General features: G+C 61.4%; 23 protein-coding genes. 8 read left to right on the top strand and 15 right to left on the bottom strand.

Annotation, left to right across the window (positions count from 1 at the left end; translation table 11 throughout):
• Positions 1–151: 151 nt before the first annotated feature.
• From AB4P94_RS11245 to AB4P94_RS11235, 3 genes are read right to left on the bottom strand one after another with little or no spacing between them, the layout of a single operon-like run.
• Positions 152–1618 carry an amidohydrolase family protein gene (locus AB4P94_RS11245; protein ID WP_395610578.1) on the bottom strand — a complete coding sequence of 489 codons (1467 nt, stop codon included), beginning with the start codon at positions 1616–1618 and terminating at the stop codon, positions 152–154.
• 1 nt (position 1619) lies between these two features.
• Positions 1620–2480: a MurR/RpiR family transcriptional regulator gene (locus AB4P94_RS11240; RefSeq protein ID WP_395610577.1), complete on the bottom strand. Its 861-nt coding sequence runs from the start codon at positions 2478–2480 to the stop codon at positions 1620–1622.
• Positions 2481–2492: 12 nt separating this feature from the next.
• Complete coding sequence (locus AB4P94_RS11235; RefSeq protein ID WP_395610576.1) at positions 2493–3842, bottom strand: gluconate:H+ symporter; 1350 nt, start codon at positions 3840–3842, stop codon at positions 2493–2495.
• A gap of 248 nt (positions 3843–4090) precedes the next feature.
• On the opposite strand from AB4P94_RS11235, the gene AB4P94_RS11230 reads away from it, so the two are divergent.
• Complete coding sequence (locus AB4P94_RS11230; protein ID WP_395610575.1) at positions 4091–4483, top strand: lysozyme inhibitor LprI family protein; 393 nt, start codon at positions 4091–4093, stop codon at positions 4481–4483.
• 110 nt (positions 4484–4593) lie between these two features.
• On the opposite strand, the gene AB4P94_RS11225 is transcribed toward AB4P94_RS11230, so the two are convergent.
• The 4 genes from AB4P94_RS11225 to AB4P94_RS11210 form a co-directional block, all read right to left on the bottom strand.
• The gene (locus AB4P94_RS11225) at positions 4594–6039 is read right to left on the bottom strand and encodes a SulP family inorganic anion transporter (protein ID WP_395610574.1); all 1446 of its coding nucleotides are present in this window, start codon (positions 6037–6039) and stop codon (positions 4594–4596) included.
• Positions 6040–6233: 194 nt separating this feature from the next.
• Positions 6234–7127, bottom strand: a complete 894-nt coding sequence (locus tag AB4P94_RS11220) for an NAD-dependent epimerase/dehydratase family protein (RefSeq protein ID WP_395610573.1) — start codon at positions 7125–7127, stop codon at positions 6234–6236.
• A gap of 103 nt (positions 7128–7230) precedes the next feature.
• Positions 7231–8127 (bottom strand): LysR substrate-binding domain-containing protein, encoded by an 897-nt coding sequence (locus tag AB4P94_RS11215; protein WP_395610572.1) that lies wholly within the window; start codon positions 8125–8127, stop codon positions 7231–7233.
• A gap of 44 nt (positions 8128–8171) precedes the next feature.
• Positions 8172–8936, bottom strand: a complete 765-nt coding sequence (locus AB4P94_RS11210) for a sulfite exporter TauE/SafE family protein (RefSeq protein WP_395610571.1) — start codon at positions 8934–8936, stop codon at positions 8172–8174.
• Between the two features lie 189 nt (positions 8937–9125).
• Between AB4P94_RS11210 and AB4P94_RS11205 the strand changes: the two genes are divergently transcribed.
• Positions 9126–10016, top strand: coding sequence for a LysR substrate-binding domain-containing protein (locus tag AB4P94_RS11205; protein WP_395610570.1), 891 nt, complete (start codon positions 9126–9128; stop codon positions 10014–10016).
• On the opposite strand, the gene AB4P94_RS11200 is transcribed toward AB4P94_RS11205, so the two are convergent.
• Positions 9962–11368, bottom strand: a complete 1407-nt coding sequence (locus AB4P94_RS11200; RefSeq protein WP_395610569.1) for an amino acid permease — start codon at positions 11366–11368, stop codon at positions 9962–9964. The two genes, AB4P94_RS11205 and AB4P94_RS11200, sit on opposite strands and share 55 nt — an antisense overlap.
• 145 nt (positions 11369–11513) lie before the next feature.
• Complete coding sequence (kynU, locus tag AB4P94_RS11195; RefSeq protein ID WP_395610568.1) at positions 11514–12764, bottom strand: kynureninase; 1251 nt, start codon at positions 12762–12764, stop codon at positions 11514–11516.
• Positions 12765–12908: 144 nt separating this feature from the next.
• Here kynU and AB4P94_RS11190 point away from each other — a divergent pair, with 144 nt between their 5' ends.
• Positions 12909–13382, top strand: coding sequence for an Lrp/AsnC family transcriptional regulator (locus AB4P94_RS11190; protein ID WP_016971030.1), 474 nt, complete (start codon positions 12909–12911; stop codon positions 13380–13382).
• A 140-nt stretch (positions 13383–13522) separates the two neighbouring features.
• Here the strand turns inward: AB4P94_RS11190 and catA are convergent, their stop codons facing one another.
• From catA to AB4P94_RS11175, 3 genes are read right to left on the bottom strand one after another with little or no spacing between them, the layout of a single operon-like run.
• Entirely contained in the window at positions 13523–14452 is a 930-nt protein-coding gene (gene catA, locus AB4P94_RS11185; protein WP_395610567.1) for a catechol 1,2-dioxygenase, read from the bottom strand.
• A 41-nt stretch (positions 14453–14493) separates the two neighbouring features.
• Entirely contained in the window at positions 14494–14784 is a 291-nt protein-coding gene (gene catC, locus AB4P94_RS11180) for a muconolactone Delta-isomerase (RefSeq protein WP_395610566.1), read from the bottom strand.
• Positions 14785–14796: 12 nt separating this feature from the next.
• Complete coding sequence (locus AB4P94_RS11175) at positions 14797–15924, bottom strand: muconate cycloisomerase family protein (RefSeq protein ID WP_395610565.1); 1128 nt, start codon at positions 15922–15924, stop codon at positions 14797–14799.
• Between the two features lie 114 nt (positions 15925–16038).
• Here AB4P94_RS11175 and AB4P94_RS11170 point away from each other — a divergent pair, with 114 nt between their 5' ends.
• Positions 16039–16914, top strand: coding sequence for a LysR family transcriptional regulator (locus AB4P94_RS11170; RefSeq protein ID WP_395610564.1), 876 nt, complete (start codon positions 16039–16041; stop codon positions 16912–16914).
• Between the two features lie 133 nt (positions 16915–17047).
• On the opposite strand, the gene AB4P94_RS11165 is transcribed toward AB4P94_RS11170, so the two are convergent.
• Positions 17048–18040 carry an AraC family transcriptional regulator gene (locus AB4P94_RS11165; RefSeq protein ID WP_395610563.1) on the bottom strand — a complete coding sequence of 331 codons (993 nt, stop codon included), beginning with the start codon at positions 18038–18040 and terminating at the stop codon, positions 17048–17050.
• A 293-nt stretch (positions 18041–18333) separates the two neighbouring features.
• Between AB4P94_RS11165 and antA the strand changes: the two genes are divergently transcribed.
• From antA to AB4P94_RS11145, 4 genes are all read left to right on the top strand, one after another.
• Positions 18334–19725, top strand: coding sequence for an anthranilate 1,2-dioxygenase large subunit (gene antA / locus AB4P94_RS11160; protein ID WP_395610562.1), 1392 nt, complete (start codon positions 18334–18336; stop codon positions 19723–19725).
• On the top strand, positions 19725–20216 hold the full coding sequence (antB, locus tag AB4P94_RS11155) for an anthranilate 1,2-dioxygenase small subunit (protein WP_395610561.1): 492 nt from the start codon (positions 19725–19727) through the stop codon (positions 20214–20216). The genes antA and antB overlap by 1 nt, the downstream gene beginning before the upstream one ends.
• A gap of 192 nt (positions 20217–20408) precedes the next feature.
• Positions 20409–21416: an anthranilate 1,2-dioxygenase electron transfer component AntC gene (antC, locus tag AB4P94_RS11150; RefSeq protein WP_395610560.1), complete on the top strand. Its 1008-nt coding sequence runs from the start codon at positions 20409–20411 to the stop codon at positions 21414–21416.
• Positions 21417–21487: 71 nt separating this feature from the next.
• Positions 21488–22891, top strand: a complete 1404-nt coding sequence (locus AB4P94_RS11145; RefSeq protein ID WP_395610559.1) for an amino acid permease — start codon at positions 21488–21490, stop codon at positions 22889–22891.
• A gap of 90 nt (positions 22892–22981) precedes the next feature.
• Here AB4P94_RS11145 and kynA read toward each other — a convergent pair whose 3' ends face one another.
• Both kynA and kynB read right to left on the bottom strand, forming a co-directional pair.
• Entirely contained in the window at positions 22982–23839 is an 858-nt protein-coding gene (kynA, locus tag AB4P94_RS11140) for a tryptophan 2,3-dioxygenase (RefSeq protein ID WP_395610558.1), read from the bottom strand.
• The gene (gene kynB / locus AB4P94_RS11135; RefSeq protein WP_395610557.1) at positions 23836–24486 is read right to left on the bottom strand and encodes an arylformamidase; all 651 of its coding nucleotides are present in this window, start codon (positions 24484–24486) and stop codon (positions 23836–23838) included. The genes kynA and kynB overlap by 4 nt, the downstream gene beginning before the upstream one ends.
• Positions 24487–24618: the final 132 nt, after the last annotated feature.

The raw sequence follows: 24618 nt of genomic DNA, 5'->3' as shown, positions 1-24618 counted from the left end.
CTTGCCTGAAAACCATAACTATAGAGGGTTTCCCCTGCTGAATGACAGATCGCAATCGCAGGCAAGCCAGCTCCCACAGTTGATCGAGTTCCAACGTTGGAATGCAGTCAACTGTGGGAGCTGGCTTGCCTGCGATGAACGATAACCCGGTCTACCGTCCAGCCACGAATCCACGCCGCAAATCCCCACTGCGCGCCAGGAACCGGCCAGGGCGTTGACCATTCGCCTGCCCGTCGCGGTAACTCAACACACCGTTGACCCACACCCCGTCGATGCCTTCTGCCGCGCGTTGCGGCTCTTTGAAGTCAGCCACATCGCGCACAAGCAGCGGATCGAACAACACCAGGTCCGCCCAGTGCCCTTCACGAATTTCGCCGCGCTCGGCCAGGCCAAAACGGGCGGCGGACAAGCCCGTCATTTTGTGCACCGCCGTATGCAGCGGGAACAACCCCACATCCCGGCTGAAATGCCCCAGCACCCGCGGGAAAGCGCCCCACAAACGCGGGTGTGGAAACGGGTCTTCCGGCAACCCGTCCGAGCCCACCATCGACAACGGATGCGCAAGAATGCGCCGCACATCTGCCTCATCCATCCCGTAATACACCGCCCCCGCCGGTTGCAGGCGACGCGCTGCGTCCAGCAGCGAAACGTCCCACTCGGCAGCAATATCCTGCAAGTCACGCCCACCCACTTGCGGGTGTGGCGTGGACCAGGTAATGGTGATGCGAAACGCGTCGGTCACCTGCTTCAAATCCAGCGTCGAAGAACTCGCCGCGTAAGGGTAACAATCACACCCCGCCGGATGGGTTTTCGCAGCCAATTCCAACGACGCCAACAGCTGCGGACTGCGCCCCCAGTTCCCCGCCCCCGCGCACTTGAGGTGGGAAATGATCACCGGCGCTTTGGCATGCCGGCCAATCAGAAACGCCTCGTCCATCGCCTCCAGCACGGGCTCGAATTCGCTGCGCAAATGGGTGGTGTACACCGCGCCGAAGGCCGTCAGTTCCTCACTGAGTTGCAGCACTTCGTCGGTCTCGGCATTGAACGCGCTGGCGTAGGCCAGGCCTGTGGATAAACCGAGGGCGCCGTCCGCGAGGCTCTCCTGCAATTGCACGCGCATGGCGGCAATTTCATCTGGCGTGGCGGTGCGATGCAGATCGTCCATATGGTTGCTGCGCAGCGCCGTATGGCCGATCAAGGCCGCGACGTTGACGGCCGGATGAGCGGCTTCGACGGCGCTGCGATAGTCGGCAAACCGTGGATAAGTGAATGCCTCACGCTTGCCGAGCAGGTTCATCGGGTCTGGCGGATCGCTGCGCAAGCTCACCGGGGAAGCGCTGATGCCGCAGTTACCGACGATGACCGTGGTCACGCCCTGGCTGAGCTTGGGCAGCATCTGCGGGTGGCGGATCACCACCGTGTCGTCGTGGGTGTGCACGTCGATAAAACCCGGCGCCAGCACGCGGCCGTTGGCGTCGACTTCATACTCGGCCGTCGCCGTCGCCAAGTCACCGATGGTCTCAATGCGCCCGGCCAGAAGCCCCACATCCGCCACATACCCCGGGGTGTTGCTGCCATCAATGATCAGCGCCTGGCGAATCAGCGTGTCGTACTTCATATCAGTCTCCAAGCGGCAGGCTGTCGGGGCCGCCGCGATAATCGTCCAGGGCCAGCTTGATCCGGCGCAGGCGTTCCTGGTTGTCGTCCGGCAGGGCCAGCGCCAGCTCGGTGGCGAGCAGGTCGATGGCCAGCAGCATTCCGTAGCGCGCCGCGGTGGGCTTGTAGATAAAACTGGTTTCGGCCGGTTGCAGCGGCAGTAGGACGTCCGCCAACTCGGCCAACGGGGAATCGGCCAGGGTGATGGCGATGATGCGCGCGTCGTAGTTGCGGGCCAGCGTCACCACGTCGAGTAATTCAGGCGTGAGGCCGGTGAGCGAGCACACGATCAACGCATGCTCCGGGCCGAGGGTCGCCGCCGTGACGCGCATCATCACCGGGTCATGGCTGGCGGCGATTGGGTAACCCAGGCGCACCAGACGCACCTGCAACTCATCGCTGCACAGGCTCGACGGGCCGCCCATGCCGAACGCATGGATCATCCGCGCCTTGCCCAGCAGGCTGACTGCATCGGCAAAACGTGTTTGATTGAACCCCGACAAGTGCTGACGCAACGTCGCTTCAATATCGCCGAGAATCTGCCGATGAAACGCTGACTGTTCGGGCAACCCTGCCGGGTCCAGGAAACGGCTGCCCACGCCGCTGGCCTGCGCCAGTTGCAGGCGCAAATCACGCAAATCCCGGCACCCCACGCTGCGTGCGAACCGCGACAACGTGGCGGTGCTGACCTCGGCCCGTTGCGACAACGCCTCCAGGCTGGCTGACGCGGCAAAGCCCACGTCATCCAGCATCAGCTTGGCGATGCGCCCTTCGCCGGCACTGAAGGAAGCCTGGCGGGCGCGGATCTGGTAGAGGATGTCCATGGGGGCTCCGGGTTACAAAATGCAGGACAGACCATAGGTCAGACCGAACGCGACAACAGAGATCAACGTCTCCAACACGGTCCAGGTCTTGAAGGTCTGGATCACCGTCATATTGAAGTATTCCTTGATCAGCCAGAAGCCGCCGTCATTCACGTGGGAAAAGATCACCGAGCCCGCGCCGGTGGCCAGCACCAGCAATTCAGGGTGTGGATAACCCAGGCCCATGGCGACCGGCGCCACCACGCCGGAGGCGGTGGTCATGGCCACCGTCGCCGAACCCGTGGCGATGCGCATCAACGCGGCGAACAGCCAGCCCATCACCAGCGGCGACAGGTGGAAAGCGTGGGCCAGACCGAGAATTTCATGGGTGACGCCCGCGTCCACCAGAATGCGGTTCAACCCGCCACCCGCGCCCACCAGCAACGTGATACTGGCGGTCGGCGCCAGGCATTCGTTGGTGAATTTGAGGATCGACTCGCGGTTGAACCCCTGCGCCAGGCCCAGGGTATAAAAACTCACCAGGGTCGCCACCAGCAAGGCGATCACCGAGTTGCCGATAAACAGCAAAAACTGATTAAAGCCGGTGCCCGGTGTGGAAATCACATTGGCCCAACCGCCGATCATCATCAGCACCACCGGCAACAGAATGGTGCCCATGGTCATGGCAAAACTCGGTAAACGGGTGCGTGGCTCGCGGTCGATGAACTGGCGTTCCAGCGGGTTTTCCGCCGGCAGGTGAATGCGCGGCACGATGAATTTGGCGTACAGGGGGCCGGCGATGATGGCCGTGGGAATGCCGATCAGAATCGCATACAGCACGGTCTGGCCGACCGATGCGTTATACGCCAGCACCGCCATCATCGCCGCCGGGTGCGGCGGCACCAGCGCATGCACCACCGACAAGCCGGCGACCATCGGCAAGCCGACCATCAGGATCGACACGCCTACACGCCGCGCCACGGTAAAGGCGATCGGCACCAGCAACACAAAACCGACCTCGAAAAACAGCGGCAACCCCACCAGAAATGCGATACAGACCATCGCCCAATGCGCATTGCGCTCGCCAAACCGGTTGATCAGCGTGCGCGCCACCTGCTCGGCGCCACCGGATTCGGCCATCATCTTGCCCAGCATGGTGCCCAGCGCCACGACCAGGGCGATGTGCCCCAGGGTTTTACCGACACCCGCCTCATAGGACCCCATGATGGTATCTGCCGGCATCCCGGCCATCAGCGCCAGGCCGATGGACACCAGGGTAATGACGATAAAGGGGTTGAGCCGGTAACGTGCAATCAGCACGATCAATGCAATGATGGCGATGGCAGCGTATGCCAATAGCCCGAAGCCCGGTGATGCGGCCATGCGGTACTCCTCGGAAAGGGTCACGTCGAGTTGGTTGTGAAACTCATAAATCATTACCTGGGAGTATTTTCAATTTTAATGAAAGTAATTTTCGCCCACAGACAAGCACTGTCGCTTGCGGATATGCCCGGCAACCACGGATGAAAATTCGGGGGGCGTTCTTACATGAAGTTTTTTGCGCGCGGAAACTCAACTGCCAGGGCCGAGTCTCACATGGCGGCCCCTATTCACAACCAGGAAAACCAACAATGAATCGCCAGACCCTGCTTGTCCCTTTCGCCGCCGGTGCCCTGCTGCTGGCCCTCTGCGGCACTGCCTCGGCCACCGATAACCCGGCGCTGAAAAAGTGCATGGACGGCGCCAACACCACGGCCGACATGGTCAATTGCAACGCCAAGGAAGCCAAGGTGCAGGACGACCGCCTGAACAAGGCCTACAAAACCGCCCTCGCCGCTCAGGAAGGCGACCGCAAGCAGAAGCTGCAAGACGTACAGCGCCTGTGGATCAAATACCGTGACGCCAACTGCGGCTTCGCGGGTTCAGCCACCGGCGGCACCATCGATCAGGTCAACGGGTCCGGCTGCCTGCTGGACATGACCCAGACCCGCGCCCAGGAACTCGAAGATCTCGTCGGGCCATAAAGCAACCCTCTGTGGCGAGGGAGCTTGCTCCCGCTGGGCTGCGTAGCGGCCCCAAAATGGGACTGCTGCGCAGTCCAGCGGGAGCAAGCTCCCTCGCCACAAAAGCTCAGTTAGTCGTGATGAACCTTCGCCCGCTTGAGCAACTGCTTGCAGCGTTCCGACAAATGCAGCACCCGCAAATGCTTGCCGGCCTTGGTATAGCGTTCGCGCAAGGTCATCAGCGCAGCAATCGCTGAATAGTCGACAAAGCTCAGGTGGCGGCAATCAAGCGTCACCTGAGCCGGGTCGTTGGCAGGGTCGAATTGATTCAAAAACGGCGTGGTCGAGGCAAAGAACAAGGTGCCGTGCAGGCGATACAGCTTGCTGCCGTCGGCTTCCAGATACTCATCCGCGTAGAGTTCACGCGCCTGCTGCCAGGCGAAATTCAGCGCCGCAATCACAATCCCGCACAACACCGCCGTGGCCAGGTCGGTGAACACCGTGATCACCGTCACCGCCAGAATCACCAACACGTCATTGAGCGGCACCTTGTTGATCACCCGCAACGAGGCCCAAGCGAAGGTCTGCTGGGACACCACGAACATCACCCCCACCAGCGCTGCCAGCGGAATCCGCTCGATCAGCGGCGACAGGAACAGAATGAACAACAAGATCATCACCCCGGCCAACACGCCGGAGAAACGCCCACGCCCGCCGGAGCTGAGGTTGATCACGGTTTGCCCGATCATCGCGCAGCCCCCCATGCCGCCGAACAGGCCCGAGACCATATTCGCCGCGCCCAGCGCCACGCTTTCGCGGTCGGGGTAGCCACGGGTTTCAGTGATTTCGTCGGTCAGGTTGAGGGTCAACAGGGTTTCCAGCAGGCCGACCATCGCCATCAGGAACGCGTAGGGCGCGATGATGCCGAGGGTGTCCAGGCTCCAGGGGATTTGCGGCAACGCGAAGGCCGGCAGGCCGCCGGCAATGTGCGCCATGTCGCCAAGGGTGCGCGTGGGCAGCCCGAGCAGGTACACCGCCAGGCCAACGCCGAGGATTGCCACCAGCGCAGGCGGCACGGCACGGGTCAGGCGCGGCAGCAGGTAAACGATGGCCATGGTCAGCACAACCAGCCCGGTCATCACATACAGCGGCGTGCCCGAGAGCCAGAAGTCACCGCTTTTGAAATGCTCCAGTTGGGCCAAGGCAATGATGATCGCCAAGCCGTTGACGAAGCCGAGCATCACCGGGTGCGGCACCATGCGCACCAGCTTGCCCAGGCGCAGCACGCCGAAGGCAATCATGATCAGCCCGCCCAACAACACCGTCGCCAGCAGGTACTCGACGCCGTGTTGCACCACCAACGCGACGATCACCACCGCCATCGAGCCGGCCGCGCCGGACACCATACCTGGCCGCCCGCCGAACAGCGCGGTGAGCGTGCAAATGATGAACGCGCCATACAGGCCCATCAGCGGGTTGAGGTGGGCCACCAGCGCAAAGGCGATGCATTCGGGGAGCAACGCAAAAGACGTAGTGAGGCCGGCCAGGGCATCGGCGCGCAGACGGGTGAGGTTCATGGGGTACCAGGGTAATGCGGGGAATAAGGCGGGGGATGGTACGGAATTGCAGAAGATGGGGCTAGCCTCACAGACCGCGCCGCCTCCTTCGCGAGCAAGCCCGCTCCCACACTGACTGCATTCCAAAGCTAGAACTCGGTCAAATGTGGGAGCGGGCTTGCTCGCGAAGGCAACGCCTCGGTCTTAAGCGAACATCACACCATCTCGTTGCGAATCCACTCCACCACCGAAGCCCGCTTCGGCGCCCAGCCCAGCAATTCACGGGCATGCTTACCCCGCACCCGGCTGTTGGAGCCCAGGCCATAGTTGGCCATTTCATAGCCCCACTCGGCTTCAGCCTCGGCCAGCGGCCAGTCCTGCGGCTTGCCCAGCTTCAGCGCCTCGGCAATGGCGGTGGTCATGTCGATAAACGCCGCTTCACTGCTTTCCACGAAGTAGAAAGTACCCGGTACATTCTTCTCAAGCGCCAGCAGGTAGAGCGCCACCACGTCTTCAATGTGCACGTTGGACCAGATGTTCTGCCCGCTGCCCACATGGCGCACCACCCCGCTCTTGCGCGCCTGTTTGAGCAAGCGAGGCAATTGCACGCTGTCACGCTTCACACCCAGGCTGTGGCCGTAGATCAGGGTGTTGCAGATCACCGCCGAATTCACGCCGTCGTTGGCGGCCGCGAGGATCAGGTTATCGATGGCCACGCGGGCGGCCTTGTCCACGGTCGGCTCGGGCAGGTTGTCTTCGAAGTAGATAACGTCGCTGGATTTACCGCCCGACGCATCACCGACAATGCTTGAACCGCTGGTGTGCAGGAAAGGTTTGTTGGAGCCTTTCAAGGCAGCCAGCAAGGTTTCCACGGCGGCGCGATGGTCGCTGCTGGCCGCGTTGATCACTGCGTCAGCCTTGTGTGCCTGCTCGGTCAACACGGCAGCGTCATCCAGGGTGCCGATAATCGGGGTAATGCCCAGCGCGGTCATTTCAGCCGCCTGCTCGGCGCTGCGCACCAGGCCAGTGACGCGGTGGCCAGCCTTGACCAGGCCGGTGGCGATGGAGCCGCCGATAAAGCCAGCGGCGCCGGTAACGAATACGTTCATGGAGGACTCTCCTGCGTGGGTAAGTGATGGGCCCAGTATCCAGCCCCGTACTGCGCCGAATAAGCCCCCACCGCCCAAATCACTCTTGCGCGAGGATCACGAATCAGCAGGCATAGCGCACAAGCTTGGCTTGAATGAAGTCCAGGAAACACTGGATGCGCAGGGCCAATTGCGAGTTGCGGTAGAACACCGCGTGGATCGGCTGGCGGTAGCCGCTGTTGAAATCCTCCAGAATCGGTACCAGCCGCCCGGCCTCGATGTCGGCGATGGTCATGAAGTTCGACAAGCAGCAAATGCCCTGCCCTTCCAGCGCCAGATGCCGCACGGTTTCACCACTGGAGGCGGCAATGCCTGGCTGGATCAGCCAGCGGTCGCCCTCCACATGACGCAGCGGCCAGTGGTTGAGGGTTTCAGTGTGGGTAAAGCCGAGCAACGTGTGCGCCGCCAGCTCGGCCACCGTCGTCGGTGTACCGTTTTGCTTGAGGTATTCGGGGCTGGCAAGGATATGCAGCGGCGTGCTGCCGAGGGCGCGTGCATGCAGGGTCGAGTCGGCCAGGGTGCCGATGCGAATTGCAATGTCGGTACTTTGCTCCAGCAGGTCGATGATCAGGTCATCGCTGTTCAGCTCCAACTGGATCTGCGGGTAGAGGCTGCGAAACTCGGCGATGTACGGCACGATCCCGTGCAGCATGAACGGTACGGCAGCGTTGATGCGCAGGCGCCCGGCCGGCTTTTTCTGACGCGACGACAGGCGCTCTTCGAGGTCGTCCATCTGCGCCAGGATCACCTTGGCCTGCTCGAAGAAATACTTGCCCTCCTCGGTCAGGTCCATGCGCCGCGTGGTGCGGTTGATCAGCGTGGTATCGAGCTTGGCTTCCAGGCGCGACAAGGTGCGGCTGACCGCCGACGGCGTCTGCCCGGCCTGCTCTGCGGCGGCGGAAATCGAGCCGCACTCAATCACGCTGACGAAGATCTGTAACTCATCGGATCGGGCTTTCACAGGCTGTCCTCTTTATCGGGTCAGCGCAGCTTACACCGAGCGGTTTAACCGCCCACCAGCAAATGCCCACCCAGTAGCGCCATGCCAACAAAAAACACCCGTTTGAACAGCACCGCGCTGATGCGTTGGCGCAGTGCCTGGCCCAGCCACATACCCAGCAACGCGGGAACCAGCGCCAGCACGGACGCATTGAGTTCGCCACCGCCCAGCGTGCCGCGCCAGGCCAGACCAGCGGCCAGCGCCAGGGTAGAAACCGTGAACGACAGCCCCAGCGCCTGCACCAACTGATCGCGGTTCAAACCCAAGGCTTGCAGATACGGCACCGCCGGAATCACGAATACACCAGTGGCCGAGGTGATCACGCCGGTGATCACGCCACACAACGGGCCCAGCCAACGTTCGGTGGCAGGCTTGACCTTGAGCGTGGGCAAGAACAAACCGCTCAACGCATACACCAACAACGCCCCGCCCAAGGCGCGCACCACCCAATGCCCGCCGTCCATGCCCAGCCACAGCGTGCCGAGCCCGGTGCCAAGGAAGATCAGCAGCAGCATCGGCCACAGGCGTTTGATCAACGCACTCAAGTGCCCGCCGAATGCCAGTTGCCAGAGGTTGGTCACGGTGGACGGGATGATCAGCAAGGCCGCAGCCTGCGCCGGCAGCATAGCCAGGCCGAGCATGCCCATGGCGACAGTCGGTAAGCCCAGGCCGATGACACCTTTGACGGTACCGGCGAGCAGGAAGGTGCCGAGGACCAACAGAGTCAGGGCGGGACCGATGTCTTGATAGAACGCGAGGAAGGTATTCATGGGGGGATTGTGGGGGATTTAGATGAGGTTTGAAATTCGCCATATACTGAGGCAGCCTCTTGTTTTGTGTGAGGCTGAAATCGCCATCGCAGGCAAGCCAGCTCCCACACTTGAATGTATTCACACATCCAAATGTGGGAGCGGGCCTGCCCGCGATAAGGCCAGTGATATCACCCGAGAAACAAAGCCATGCACTTTGACCTGATCGACCTGCGCCTCTACCTGCACATCCTCGACACAGGCAACATCACCGCCGGCGCGGCCCGCAGCCACTTATCCCTGGCCGCCGCCAGTGCGCGCATCCGGGCGATGGAAGCCTCGCTGGGCATTGAGTTCCTTGAACGCAACCGCCGAGGTGTCACGCCAACTCCCGCCGGCAAGGCCTTGGCCCGGCACGCGCGCCTGTTGCTGCAACAAGCCGAGCACCTGCAACAGGACCTCGCCGAATACGCCAGCGGCGCCAAAGGCCAGGTGCGCCTGCTGTGCAACACCACGGCGCTCAGCGAATACCTGCCGGAATTGCTCGCCGGCTTTCTGCGCGAACACCCCAACCTCAATATCGACCTGCAAGAGCTGCCCAGCCTGCGCATCACCCCAGCCTTGCGCCAAGGCACGGCCGACCTGGGGATTATCTCCGACGCCGTCGACATCCACGGTTTGCAAACCCAGCCGTTTCGCGACGACCCGTTGGTGCTGATTGCGCCGCTGGATCATCCGTTCACCGGTGGGAGCTTTATTGACAGCCTGCAATACGACTTCGTCGGCCTGACCGCCAACAGCGCCCTGACGGTTTACCTCGAAGAACAGGCCTTGCACGCCGGTTTCCGCCTGCAAACACGCATCCGCGCCGAGGGGTTTGACGGGTTGATTCGCATGGTTTCTGGCGGCGCAGGCCTGGGGATTGTGCCCCAGGCGGCACTGGACCGCTGGCCACAGAAACAGCGTTTCAAAGCCCAACCGTTACACGAAGACTGGGCTTGCCGAAAGCTGCTGCTGTGCGCGCGCTCATTCGAACAACTGCCGGGTTACGCCAAAGCCTTGTTCGACGCCTTGGCCCTGCCCTTGCGGAAGAACGCGTAATACACCGCCGACAAAATCAGCAGGAACGGTACGCCGAATACCAGCGTCATCCTGAACGCCTCGGTGAAATAGGTGGTAATCATCACCGCGCCCATCAGCACCAGCCCCATTAAGGTGCTGTAGGGAAACAGGCGCAGTTGGAACGACAGCTTCGGCCCGCCATGGCGCTTGCGGTAGCGGCGGAAGAAGAAATGCGTCAGGAAGATCATGAACCAGGTGAAGATTGCGCCGAACATCGAGATCGCCATCATCAAGGTGAATGAGCTTTGCGGGTACACCACGTTGAGCAGCGTCGCCAAGGCAATCCCCGAGCTGGACAGCAACAGTGCGTTCAACGGGATGCCGCTCTTACTCAGTGCGCCCATGGATTTTGGCGCAAACCCCGCGCGCGACAGGCTGAACATCATGCGCGTGGTGATGTAGAGCTGGCTGTTCATCGCCGACAGCGCCGCGATCAGGATCACGAAATTCATCACCCCCGTGGCGCCGGGAATGCCGATGGTCTGCATCACTGTGACAAACGGGCTTTGGGTCTGGCCGGCCTGGTTCCACGGCACGATGGCGAGCATCAGTGCCAGGGTCAGCAGGTAGAACACCACCAACCGTACGATGGTCGCGCGAAAGGCCTTTTTCACCGCCTGCTCAGGGTCGGCCGCTTCACCGGCGGCCACCGCGATCATCTCCACGCTCAAGTAGCTGAAGATCGACACGATCACTGCGATCCACATGCCGCTCAGGCCATGGGGGAAAAAACCGTCGTGGGCGGTGTAATTCTGCACACCGTACTCCGGGTTGCCGGAGCCGAACACCACGTAAACGGCAAGGATGATGAAGCCGACGATGGCGCTGATCTTGATCGTGGAAAACCAGTATTCGAAATTGCCGAAGGTCTTCACGCTGATCGCATTGAGCAGGATCAGCACGCTGGAAAACGACACGATCCATACCCACTCCGGCACGCCGGCGAACCAGTACTTCATGTACATCGCCACCGCCGTGACCTCGGCGCCCACCGCCAGCACAATCGCCGCCCAGTAGGCATAACGCACCAGAAACCCGGCCAGCGGGCTGATGTAGAACTCGGCGTAGGCCCCAAATGAGCCCGAGGTGGAATGCGCTACCGTCATCTCTGCCAGGCAGCCCATCAACAGCAACGTGATCAACGCGCCGATGGCGTAGCTCAGCAGCACGCTGGGCCCGGCATAGCCGATGGCATAGGCACTGCCCATGAACAGCCCGGTGCCGATGGCGCCACCGATGGCGATCATGCTCATCTGGCCGGAGGTGAGCTGGCGCCTCAGGCCCAGTTCACGGTGGGTAATCTCTGCAAAGCCGGTGTCTGGCGTGGTCACGTGGTGTGCCCCTTTATTATTGTGATTGCACTGTTTTGAAAGTCACTCAGAACCCCTGTGGGAGCTGGCTTGCCTGCGATGACTTCAGTGAATTCACCACCGCCATCGCAGGCAAGCCAGCTCCCACATTTTAATCGGCGTCGTGTCAGGTCACGCTGTTGCGGACTTTGAATTGCGGTTGGTCCCACGTGCCGTTGTCGAGGATTTCACCGAGGATTTCCACCGCATCGAATACCTCGGTGAAGCTGGTGTACAACGGCGTAAACCCGAACCGCATGATCCGCGGTTCGCGGTAATCGCCGATCACGCCACGGGCGATCAGCGCCTGGATCACCGCATACCCTTCAGGGTGTTCAAAGCTCACGTGGCTGCCCCGCCGGGCGTGTTCACGCGGTGTGATCAATACCAGTTTGTGGGCGGCGCAGCGCGCTTCGACCAGCGCAATAAACAGGTCGGTCAACGCCAGGGATTTCGTGCGCAAACTGGCCATATCCGTCTGGGCAAAAACCTCCAAACCGCATTCGACCATGGCCAACGAGGTAATCGGCTGCGTGCCGCACAAGTAACGCGCGATGCCGGCGCTCGGCGCATAGGCAGGCTCCATGGCAAATTGGCGGGTGTGCCCAAACCAGCCCGACAACGGCTGGCGCACCACGTCCACCAACGCCGGGCTGACCCACACAAACGCCTGGGAGCCCGGCCCGCCGTTGAGGTATTTGTAGGTGCAGCCGATGGCATAGTCGGCACCGGCCTTGTGCAGGTCGATGGGCACCGCGCCTGCCGAGTGCGCCAGGTCCCAGATACTCAGGGCGCCGCACTCATGGCTCAGGGCGGTGAGTGCCTGCATGTCGTACATATAGCCGGTCTTGTAGTTGACGTGGGTAAGCATCACCACCGCCACGTCGGTGTCGACCGCTTGCGGCAGCTCGTCCGGGCTGTTGACCAGGCGCAACGAATACCCCTGTTGCAGCAGTTCGGCCAGGCCCTCGGCGATGTACAGGTCGGTGGGAAAGTTGCTGGCCTCACTGACGATCACCTTGCGCTTGGGCTGGCGTTGGCGCTGCACACTCAACGCGGCGCTGAGCACCTTGAACAGGTTGATCGAGGTGGTGTCGGTGATCACCACTTCACCGTCGCGCGCACCGATCAGCGGCGCCAGGCGATTGCCCAGGCGTTGGGACAAATCCGCCCAGCCGGCGCTGTTCCAGCTGCGGATCAGGCCATTGCCCCACTCATCGCTGATCACCTGCTGCGCCCGCGCCAACGCTGCAAGCGGGCGCGCGCCGAGGGAGTTGCCGTCGAGGTAGATCACGCCTTGGGGCAACGCGAACTGGTGACGCAAAGGCGCCAGCGGGTCCTGGGCGTCGAGGGCTTGGCAATGGCTGCGGGTGGTCATGAGCGATCCTGCTTTTTATGAGTGACGATGGCCCCAATAATGAACGAAGATTTAAAGAATTTTCGTGCAAAGTGCCGGGCATCAGGCTAATTAAGCTGTAGGAAATTCGAATTTAACCTCCAAACACGCGGATTTATTCTAACCATGATTCTCGACGCCACCGACCTGCGCCTCCTGCATTTCCTGCAACAGGATGGCCGTATCAGCAACCAGGAACTGGCGGAAAAAGTCGCGCTGTCGCCCTCCGCCTGCCTGCGTCGTTTACGCCTGCTGGAGAGCGAGGGAATCATCAGTGGCTACCGCGCGGTGTTGAATGCCGAGCAGTTGGGGATCGAGCTGGAGGCCATCGTGCACCTGTCGCTGCGCCAGGACGTGGAGGACTGGCACGAGACATTTATCAAGAAGGTGCAAGGCTGGCCCGAGGTGGCGAGTGCCTACGTGATCACCGGCGCCAGCAACTATGTGCTGCGGGTGCAGGCGCGTAACTTGAAGCACTTTTCGGACTTCATCGTGAACCACCTCAACCGCACGGCGGGGGTGGTGGATATACGCTCGGAGATTGTGCTGCAGAAGATTAAGGATCGGGATGAGGTGTTGGATTTGGTTATCCGCAAATAACTGAAACGCCACAGACCCCATGTGGGAGCGGGCTTGTGTGGGAGCGGGCTTGCTCGCGAATGCGGTGGATCAGGCAGCACATGTATTGACTGATCCACCGCATTCGCGAGCAAGCCCGCTCCCACATTTTTTAACTGCGTTTAGCCTTCGAGGGCGCGTACTCGCTGCATGCGCTTTTGATCTACAGGCGCAGCCCCAGGCTGCAACTCAAAGTCAAAATCAATCTGCGCGAGCCGCCCTTCCACGCCAAACTCCCGGGCCAATTGCGGATCGTCACTGAAGCGGATTTCAGCAATCAATTCATCCCGCGTCGCGTAGGCAAAATCATCGTGCAGGTACGGGTCATCCGACAGGTTGATCTGCGTGGTCAGGTGCCGATGCCCCGGCGCCGAGATGAAGAAGTGAATATGCGCCGGCCGCTGCCCGTGGCGGCCCAGTTGATCCAGCAATTGCTGGGTCGGGCCCGTCGGCGGGCAGCCGTAGCCCGACGGTACGATGCTGCGAAAGCGGTAGTTGCCCTGAGCGTCGGTTTCGATGCGACGGCGCAAGTTGAACGCGGATTGCGCCGGGTCGAACCACGAATAGGTGCCGCCGGTATTGGCCTGCCACACATCTACAATCGCCCCCGCCAACGGCTTGCCATCGGTGTCGCGCACCTGCCCGCGCATGAACAGCGGCACCGCTGCGTCAGTGCCATCATCCAGCCGCGCTTCGTATTTCGACAACGGCGCCCCGGCCACATACAACGGGCCTTCGATGGTGCGCGGTGTGCCGCCGGACTTGCCAGCTTCCTCATCAGCGGCGTCCATCAGCAAATCCAGATAATGCTCCAGCCCCAACCCGGCGGCGAGCAAGCCGGCTTCCTGATTTTTGCCCAGCTCATTGAGGTAGTTGACCGCCTTCCAGAACTCCTCCGGGGTCACCTCCAGGTCTTCGATGATGTTCACCGTGTCCCGCAGGATCCGGTAAATCAACGCTTTGGCGCGCGGGTTGCCGCCGTCGTTGAGGTTGCCGCTGGCTTCTTCGAGAAAACGCTGCGCGTGGGCAGTCTGGGAAATCCGGATGGACATGGTGCAATCCTCATCTTGTCGTTATTAGAGTGGAAACAGGCTCAGCGGTCGTCCTCATGGATTGACGAAGGGTGGCGGCACAGCGCATTCACTTCGATGGCCATGTAGGGGAACAGTGGCAGTTGCATCAGCAGGTCATGCAGTTCCTGCACGCTGCCTACGTCGAACACGCTGTAGTTGGCGTAATGCCCGGCGATGCGCCACAGGTGGCGCCATTTGCCTTCCTGTTGCAGGCGTTGTGCGAGGGCTTTTTCTTCGGCTTTCAAACCCGCTGCACGCTCGGGGTTCATGTCGAGCGGCAGGTTCACGGTCATTCTTACGTGGAACAACATGGCAGGCGCCTCTTAGTGTTTGTCACGGCGAAAGAACGCCAGGCGCTCTTCATCAATGGCCAGGCCCAGGCCCGGTGCGGTGGAAACATGCAGCTCGAAATCGCGGTAAAGCGGCGGCTCGGTGAGGATGTCTTCGGTCAGCAGCAGCGGGCCGAACAGTTCGGTGCCCCACGCCAGTTTGTTCAACGTGAGGAAGGCATGGGCCGAGGCCAGCGTGCCGATGCCGCCTTCAAGCATGGTGCCGCCGTACAGCCCGATGCCCGCCGCTTCGGCAATCGCCGCCGTACGCAGCACGGCACGCGGGCCGCCGTTCTTGGCGATCTTCAGCGCGAACACCGAGGCCGCACCTTCGCGGGCCAGGTTGAAGGCGTCTTCCACACATTCGATGGATTCATCGGCCATGATCGGCGTCGGGCTCGACAGGTTGAGCCGCGCCATGCCGCCACGGTTGTTGCGCGAAATAGGCTGCTCGATCAGGTCGATGCCGTTGTCACCGAGTACCTTGCACGCGCGCAGCGCCACGGCTTCATCCCAGGCCTGGTTGACGTCGACGCGCACACTGGCGCGCTCGCCCAGGGCTTTTTTGATCGCAATCACATGGGCCAGGTCGCGGCCAACTTCGCCGGCGCCGATCTTCAATTTGAAGAGGCGGTGGCGGCGCAGGTCGAGCATCTTTTGCGCCTCGGCAATATCTTGTTCAGTGTTGCCGCTGGCGAGGGTCCAGGCCACCGGCAAGGCATCGCGTACTCGGCCGCCGAGCAGTTCGCTGACCGGCAGGCTCAAGCGTTTGCCCAGCGCATCAAGCAAGGCGCTTTCAATACCGGATTTGGCAAAAGTGTTGCCGCGAATGCTGCGCTCCAGGCGCACCATCGCCGCGTTGATGTTGCTTGCGTCCTGGCCGATCAACAGCGGCGCGAAGTGGCGGTCGATGTTGACCTTGATGCTGTCAGGGCTTTCATTGCCGTAGCTCAGGCCGCCGATGGTGGTGGCTTCGCCGATGCCTTCAATGCCGTCGGCGCACCGCAGGCGGATGATCACCAGCGTCTGGTTTTGCATGGTGTGCATCGCCAGCTTGTGCGGGCGGAGGGTGGGGAGGTCGACGATGATCGTATCGATCGACTCGATGGCGCAAATCGGCATGGCAATACCCGTTGGGTTCTTTATAGGTTTGCGTCGATTCTGTGCCGTATTTTTAAAGGCTTCCAATATAGAATGGGTCTCGCACGATACCCTCAAGGTATGAAAGGAGCCGTCATGGAACTGCGTCATCTGCGCTATTTCCAGGTGCTGGGTGAAACCCTCAACTTCACCCGCGCAGCCGAACGCCTGCACATCGCCCAGCCGCCATTGAGCCGGCAGATCCAGCAATTGGAAGACGAGTTGGGCGTGATTTTGCTGGAGCGCGGCCGGCCGCTGCGGCTGACCGAAGCCGGACGGTTTTTCTATGACCACTGCAATGTGCTGCTCGAACAGTTGGGCAAGGTCTGCGACAACACGCGGCGCATCGGCCAGGGCGAGAAGACCTGGCTGGGCATCGGGTTTGCGCCGTCGACCCTGTACGGCGTGCTGCCGGAATTGATTCGACGGCTGCGCACTCATGACGCGCTGGAATTGGAACTGGGCTTGTCGGAAATGACCACTTTGCAGCAGGTCGAAGCGCTCAAGGCCGGGCGGATTGATGTGGGCTTCGGGCGCATTCGCATCGACGATCCGGCCATCGTCCAACGCGTGTTGGTGGAAGACCGATTGGTCGCCGTGCTGCCCGCCGGCCATCCGTTGCTCGGCGCCCCCGCCACCCTCGCCCAACTGGCCGCCGAGCCGATTGTGCTCTACCCCGGCAACCCGCGCCCCAGCTATGCCGACCATGTGATCGCGCTGTTTGACGCCCACGGTTTTAGCCTCACGGTGGCGCAGTGGACCAACGAGTTGCAGACGGCCATCGGGTTGGTCGGCGCGGGGATGGGCGTGACGTTGGTGCCGGCGTCGGTGCAGGTGTTGCACCGGGCGGATATTGGCTACACGCCGATTGTGGAGGCCACGGCGACCTCGCCGATCATTCTGAGCCGACGCGTGAATGACCAGTCGCCGGGGCTCAGTCATTGTTTGCAACTGGTGGAAGAGTTGATCTGAGATTTCAAAGCCACCCTCTATCCAATGTGGGAGCTGGCTTGCCTGCGATGGCGGTGGATCAGCTGGCATCTTTGCTGGCTGGCCCACCGCTATCGCAGGCAAGCCAGCTCCCACATTTGGATCTTCATCATTTTCAAAGGCTGCGCAGGCGCTTGCGCTGCAGTGTCTGGCTCGGGGTCTCATCAAACAGTTTTCGGTACTCCGCCGAAAACCGGCCCAGGTGAGTAAACCCCCAACCCAGCGCAATTTCGGAAATGGTGCGGGTTGTGCCGAGCTCCAGCATTTCCTGACGCACAGCCCCCAGCCGGTACTTCTTCAAGTAAGCCATGGGCGACAGCGCAAAATACTTGCGAAACGCATCAAACAGCTTGAACCGCGACACACCGGCGGCGGCTTCCAGGTCTTCCAGATGCACCGCTTCGCGGGCATGGGCGTGGATAAACTGCCGCGCACGGATTAAGTAATGCGGCAGTTTCACGCCGAGTACGTCGCGCAATTCTTCTGAATAGTTATTCGGCTGGGCAAGGATCAACCCCTTGATCAGCGAGCTTTCCAGGTCGCGGGTAAACGCAGCCTGCTCGTACAGCTCGCTGCCGTGCTCCAGCTCTGCAATGAAATACCGCGCCATGCGCCACCACGACGCCGAAGCACCGTCTACTGCGTCCATCACCGGTTCAAAACGCAGCGGTGCCTCGATGGGGCGTTGCAGCAGCCCCTCCAGCGACTCGCTCATCGCCGCCCGCGTGATCACCACTTGCAACTTGCGGCAGTCGCCGGAAATCGCCAGCACCTGATGTTCATTGGGAGCGAGGATCACGCCTTGGTCACGGTTGGAACTCAGCCGCTCACCGCCCTTGCTCAACTCCTGTTCGCCCACCAACGGCAAGCTCAGGCTGTAGCTGCTGAAGTGTTCGGCGTCTTCAATGCCGATGGTCACGTCGGTGCCGTATTCGATCACGCCCAGGGTGGTGGCGCGGGACTTGAACACGTTGGCACTGTGGTGAAAGCGCAGGCGCTCGGGCGTGGACGTCGCCAGCCGGTGCGGGCCGCAGATGCCGGACATCCAGCTGCAGGCGCCTTCCAAGTCGAAGCGTTGAATATGGATTTCGCGTGTATGGCTACTCATCAGGGTGCACCCACGGCGGTCAGGCGGTTTGCGCGCTCTGGCGGCGCGTCGTTGTTGTTCAACAGCAAGTTCTACGCCACGCCGGCCGGATTGCAACCGGGTGGATAGCAACCGCCGACTATGTGGATAACCTGGCGGTTTTTGCCTGCCTGACAGTAGCGCACCCCGCACCGGGGTGGGTATTTGCTGCCCAATTATGTGGCCCGGGTTCCCCCACTAAGCGGATAGCCCGCGCCCTGCCCTGCTGCCTTTAATGGCCCACCGATTAGCCCCTGTCAAAAAAGGTGCCTCCCATGAGTGGTGCAAAAAGCGTCGAGCAGTGGAAAACGTTTATCGAAGGCTGCCTGGATTTTCGGCCTGTGGATGAAGTGTTTCGCATTGCGCGGGACATGTTCACCGAGCCGGAACTGTTCGATCTGGAGATGGAGCTGATCTTCGAGAAGAATTGGATCTACGCCTGCCACGAAAGCGAGCTGGCGAATAACCATGACTTCGTGACGATGCGCGCCGGGCGCCAGCCGATGATCATCACCCGCGACGGCGAGGGCCAACTCAATGCGCTGATCAACGCCTGCCAGCATCGCGGCACCACGCTGGCCCGCGTCGGCAAAGGCAACCAGTCCACCTTCACCTGCCCGTTCCATGCCTGGTGCTACAAGAGCGATGGCCGGCTGGTGAAGGTCAAGGCGCCGGGGGAATACCCGGAAGGTTTCGACAAAGCCACGCGCGGCCTGAAAAAAGCACGCATCGAAAGCTACAAAGGCTTTGTGTTCATCAGCCTGGACGTGCACGGCACCGACAGCCTGGAAGACTTCCTCGGCGACGCCAGCGTGTTTTTCGACATGATGGTCGCCCAGTCCGCCACCGGCGAACTGGAAGTACTGCCGGGCAAATCCGCCTACACCTACGACGGCAACTGGAAGCTGCAAAACGAAAACGGCCTGGACGGTTATCACGTCAGCACCGTGCACTACAACTACGTGGCCACGGTCCAGCATCGCCAACAGGTCAACACCGAGAACGGCACAGGCTCCGGCACTACGCTGGACTACAGCAAACTCGGCGCCGGTGACGCGAATACCGATGACGGCTGGTTCGCCTTCAACAATGGCCACAGCCTGTTGTTCAGCGACATGCCCAACCCGACGGTGCGCTCCGGCTACGCCACCATCATGCCGCGCCTGGTAGAAGAGCACGGCCAGCAAAAGGCCGAATGGATGATGCACCGCCTGCGCAACCTGAACATCTACCCGAGCCTGTTCTTTCTCGACCAGATCAGCTCGCAACTGCGCATCATCCGCCCGGTGGCGTGGAACAAGACCGAGATCATCAGCCAATGCCTGGGGGTGAAGAACGAGTCGGGCGCCGACCGCGAAAACCGTATTCGCCAATTCGAAGACTTCTTCAACGTGTCCGGCATGGGCACGCCGGATGACCTGGTGGAATTTCGCGAAGCCCAGCGAGGATTCCAGGGCCGGCTGGAACGCTGGAGCGATATCTCGCGCGGCAGCCATCGCTGGGAGACCGGCCCGACACCGAACAGCGAAGCCATCGGCATTCAACCGGCGATGACCGGCACCGAATTTACCCACGAAGGGCTGTACGTGAACCAGCACCGTAATTGGCAGCAATTTCTGCTCAAAGGCCTCGACCGACAAGCCCTGGCCTTGCGGGAGGTGGAATGATGAATGCCCAGTTGCAGTACCGGATCGAGCAGTTCTTCTACCGCAAGTCCGCGCTGTGCGACGCCCAGGACTGGGACGCGTATGTGCAGCTGTTCGACCCGCAGAGTGAGTTCCACCTGCCGCAATGGGACTCGGAACATGTCTACACCCGTGACCCCAAGCGCGAGATGTCACTGATCTATTACGCCAACCGCTCGGGCCTGGAAGACCGTGTGTTCCGCCTGCGCACGGGCAAGGCCGCGTCGGCCACGCCGATGCCGCGCACGTTGCACTTGATCAATAACGTAAGGGTTGCCGAGCAGGCGGATGGAACGCTGGAAGTGAAGCTGAATTGGCACACGCTGTTTTATCGGCTGGCCACGTCGGAGCAGTTTTACGGGCACGCCACTTACAGCCTCAAGCCACACGGCGACAGCTGGCTGATCACCCGCAAGCACGCGTTGCTGCTCAACGACACCATCAACTCAGTGCTGGATTTCTATCACCTGTAGCCGGTGCGCAGACCTGTGGCGAGCGGGCTTGCCCCGCGTTGGGGCGCGAAGCGGCCCCTGGCCCAGGCACTGCGGTTTGACTGGAAGAACGCGGTGACTTTATTGGGGCCGCTTCGCAGCCCAACGCGGGGCAAGCCCGCTGGTCACAAAAAGCCCGCTTGCCGCAGGTCATCAATACGTGGAGATCTATCAATGAATCACAAAGTGGCCTTCAGCTTCGCCGACGGCAAGACCCTTTTTTTCCCGGTGGGCGCGAATGAAATCCTGCTGGATGCCGCGCTGCGCAATGGCATCAAGCTCCCGCTCGATTGCCGTGAAGGCGTATGCGGCACCTGCCAGGGCCGTTGCGAATCCGGCGACTACACCCAGGATTATGTAGACGAAGAAGCCCTCTCCAGCCTCGACCTGCAGCAACGCAAAATGCTCAGTTGCCAGACGCGGGTCAACTCCGATGCCGCGTTTTACTTCGATTTTGATTCGAGCCTGTGCAACGCGCCAGGCCCAGTACACGTGCGCGGCACGGTCAGGGAGGTCCAGCAGGTGTCGGCCAGCACGGCGATCCTGCAGGTGCAGTTGGAACAAAGCCTGGACTTTCTGCCCGGCCAATATGCCCGCCTGTCGGTTCCCGACACCGACAGCTGGCGTTCGTATTCCTTCGCCAATCTTCCCGGCCAACAATTGCAGTTCCTGGTGCGCCTGTTGCCCGATGGCGTGATGAGCAATTACCTGCGCGAGCGCTGCCAGGTCGGCGACGAGCTTTTGATAGAGGCGCCGCTGGGCGCGTTTTACCTGCGCCACGTCACCCGACCACTGGTGCTGGTGGCCGGTGGCACCGGGCTGTCAGCCTTGCTCGGCATGCTCGATGAGCTGGCCGCCAACGGCTGCAACCAACCCGTGCACCTGTACTACGGCGTACGTGGCGCCGAGGATTTGTGCGAGGCCAGTCGCATTGCCGCCTATGCAGCGAAAATCCCTGATTTTCGCTACACCGAAGTGCTCAGCGCACCCTCCCCCGAGTGGCCCGGCAAACGCGGCTACCTCACCGAGCATTTCGACCTGGCCGAATTGCGGGACAGATCGGCAGATATGTACCTGTGCGGCCCCCCTCCAATGGTCGAATCCGTCCGGCAATGGCTGGCAGATCAGGCACTTGATGGCGTTCAGCTGTATTACGAAAAGTTCACGCAGAGTAATATCTGACCCCTCAGACGTTTTGAGGGGCGGGTGCGGCGTGCATTCACCCTGAGAAAAACAAGTAGAAGGGACTGTTAATGGCGGATGACATGGTTAACCCGGTGGGCCTCAAGCGTGGCCTGAAAAACCGGCACATTCAGTTGATCGCCTTGGGAGGGGCGATCGGCACAGGGTTGTTCCTCGGCTCGGCCGGGGTGCTCAAGTCGGCGGGGCCGTCGATGATCCTCGGCTACGCGATTGCCGGGTTTATCGCGTTCCTGATCATGCGCCAGCTTGGCGAAATGATCGTCGAGGAACCCGTGGCGGGCTCCTTCAGCCACTTCGCGCACAAATACTGGGGCGGCTACGCGGGCTTCCTGGCCGGCTGGAACTACTGGGTGCTCTACGTACTGGTGGGCATGGCCGAACTGACGGCGGTGGGCAAATACATCCAGTTCTGGTGGCCGGAGATTCCGACGTGGGTCAGCGCACTGGTGTTCTTTGTCGCGGTGAACCTGATCAACACCCTGAACGTGAAGTTCTTCGGTGAAGCCGAGTTCTGGTTCGCGATCATCAAGGTGGTGGCGATTGTCGGCATGATCGTGCTCGGCTGCTACTTGCTGTTCAGCGGCACCGGCGGCCCGCAAGCCTCGGTCAGCAACCTGTGGAGCCACGGCGGGTTCTTCCCCAATGGCGGCATGGGGCTGTTGATGTCCATGGCGTTCATCATGTTCTCGTTCGGTGGCCTGGAGCTGGTGGGCATCACTGCCGCCGAGGCCAGCGAGCCGCGCAAGGTGATCCCCAAAGCCATCAACCAGGTGGTGTACCGGATTCTGATTTTCTACGTCGGCGCCCTGACCGTGCTGCTGTCGCTGTACCCATGGGACCAGCTGCTGCAAACCCTCGGCGCCTCGGGCGATGCCTACAGCGGCAGCCCGTTTGTGCAAATCTTCTCGCTGATCGGCAACGACACCGCCGCCCACATCCTCAACTTCGTGGTGCTGACCGCAGCGCTGTCGGTGTACAACAGCGGCGTGTACTGCAACAGCCGCATGCTGTTCGGCCTGGCCGAGCAAGGTGATGCGCCCAAGGCACTGATGAAGCTGAACAAGCAAGGCGTGCCGATCCGCGCCCTGGCGATTTCGGCGCTGGTGACGATGTTGTGCGTGGTGGTCAATTACGTCGCGCCGCAAAGTGCGCTGGAACTGCTGTTCGCGCTGGTGGTTGCCTCGCTGATGATCAACTGGGCGCTGATCAGCATCACCCATATCAAGTTCCGCAAGGCCATGGGCGTGCAAGGCGTGACGCCGTCGTTCAAAACCTTTTGGTTCCCGTTCAGCAACTACCTGTGCCTGGCGTTCATGGTGATGATCGTCAGCGTGATGCTGGCGATTCCGGGGATCAGCGAATCGGTGTACGCGATGCCGGTGTGGGTGGGGATTATCTATGTGGCCTACCGGTTGCGGGTTCGCAAAAGCAACGCGGTAGTGAACGCACAGTGATCCCTGTGGGAGCCGGGCTTGTGTGGCGAGGGAGCTCCCACAGTTGATCGTATTCCAAATGAAAAGCCCCGGTAACCCGGGGCTTTTTGTTTACAGCGTGGAGCGTACTCGCCACAGTTCGGGGAACAACACCGTGTCGAGCATCTTGCGCAAATACCCCACCCCTTCCGTGCCACCGGTGCCCGGCTGAAAACCGATAATCCGCTCCACCGTGGTCACGTGCCGAAAGCGCCACTGGCGGAACGAATCTTCCAGGTCGATAAACTTCTCGGCCAACTGATACAAATCCCAATACCGGCTCGGGTCGCGATACACCTCGCGCCACGCCGCCTCCACGGACTCATCATGAACCGTGGCCGCCGTCGGGTCGCGCTCGCCACGTTTCGGATCTATCGCCAGGCCCGCCTTGGCCATCAGGTTGATCGCCTCGTCATACAGTGACGGGGTGGCAATCGCCACTTTCAACTCGTTCAACAACTCCGGCCGATGGGCGTGAGGCCGCAACAGCGCCGCGCTTTTGTTGCCGAGGATAAATTCAATCTCGCGGTACTGAAACGACTGGAACCCCGACGACTGCCCCAGAAACGGGCGGATGGCCTTGTACTCCGACGGCGTCATCGTCGCCAGCACCGCCCAGGCGTGCACCAGTTGATCGAAGATGCGCGACACCCGCGCCAGCATCTTGAACGCCGGCGGCAACTCACCCAGGCGCACGTGTTCGCGGGCGGCCTTGAGTTCGTGAAGCATCAGTTTCATCCACAGCTCGGAGGTCTGGTGCTGGATGATGAAGAGCATTTCGTTGTGGTCCGGCGACAGCGGGTGCTGGGCGCTCAGCACTTTGCCCAGGTCCAGGTAGTCGCCGTAGCTCATGGACTCGGAGAAATTCAGTTCGGCGTTATGCCATTCTTCCGGGGGTTGGTAGTCGGCAGAGAAGGGACATTGGCTCATCGCGTGGGCTCCTTGAGCGGGCGGAGAATGGCGCGCACCGGGCTCGCGTCCAGGTTGGCAAAGCGCAGCGGCAGCGCGATCAGTTCGTAGTCGCCCTCGGGTACGTCATCGAGCACGATGCCTTCGAGAATCGCCATGCCATGGCGGGCCACCGCCGTGTGGGCATCCATGGTCTTGGACTGTTGCGGGTCCAGCGACGGCGTGTCGATGCCGACCAAGCGCACGCCCAGGCTGGCGAGCAACTCAATGGTTTGCGGCGCGATGGCGGTAAAGCTCGAATCCCATTCGGTGAGCGGCGCCTGTGCATAAGTGCGCAGCAGCACACGCTCGGGCAAGTTATCCACACGCCCCTCAAGCTGATGGGGTTGGACCAGCGCGCCGCTGCCCAGGCAATGCAACACGCGGCACGGCCCCATGTACACATCCAGCGACACCTCGCCGATCGGCGCGCCATCCGCGCTGTAATGCAGCGGCGCATCCACATGGGCGCCGGTGTGCGGCGAGAAGGTCACGCGGCCCACGTTTACCGGACACTGCGGGCCGAACTGCCACACGCGCTCTTCCTGGAACGGCGTATCGCCCGGCCAGGTCGGCGTCGCCGTGCTCAAGGGCGGGCTGATATCCCACCACGTTTTTATTGAGTTCATTTCAAGGCTCTCACTCGTTCTGGGGAGAATGATACGAGGGCCGGTTGCGAATTTTCTTGCGAATTCTGGCGCCATGCGGGAAATCTTTCGCACTTACTGCGAGGAAATTGAGTATTCACGCCTGATAATTTC

The sequence above is a fragment of the Pseudomonas sp. B22129 genome, assembly GCF_044218875.1.
Lineage (GTDB): Bacteria > Pseudomonadota > Gammaproteobacteria > Pseudomonadales > Pseudomonadaceae > Aquipseudomonas.
This window is presented reverse-complemented; position numbering and strand designations above follow the sequence as displayed.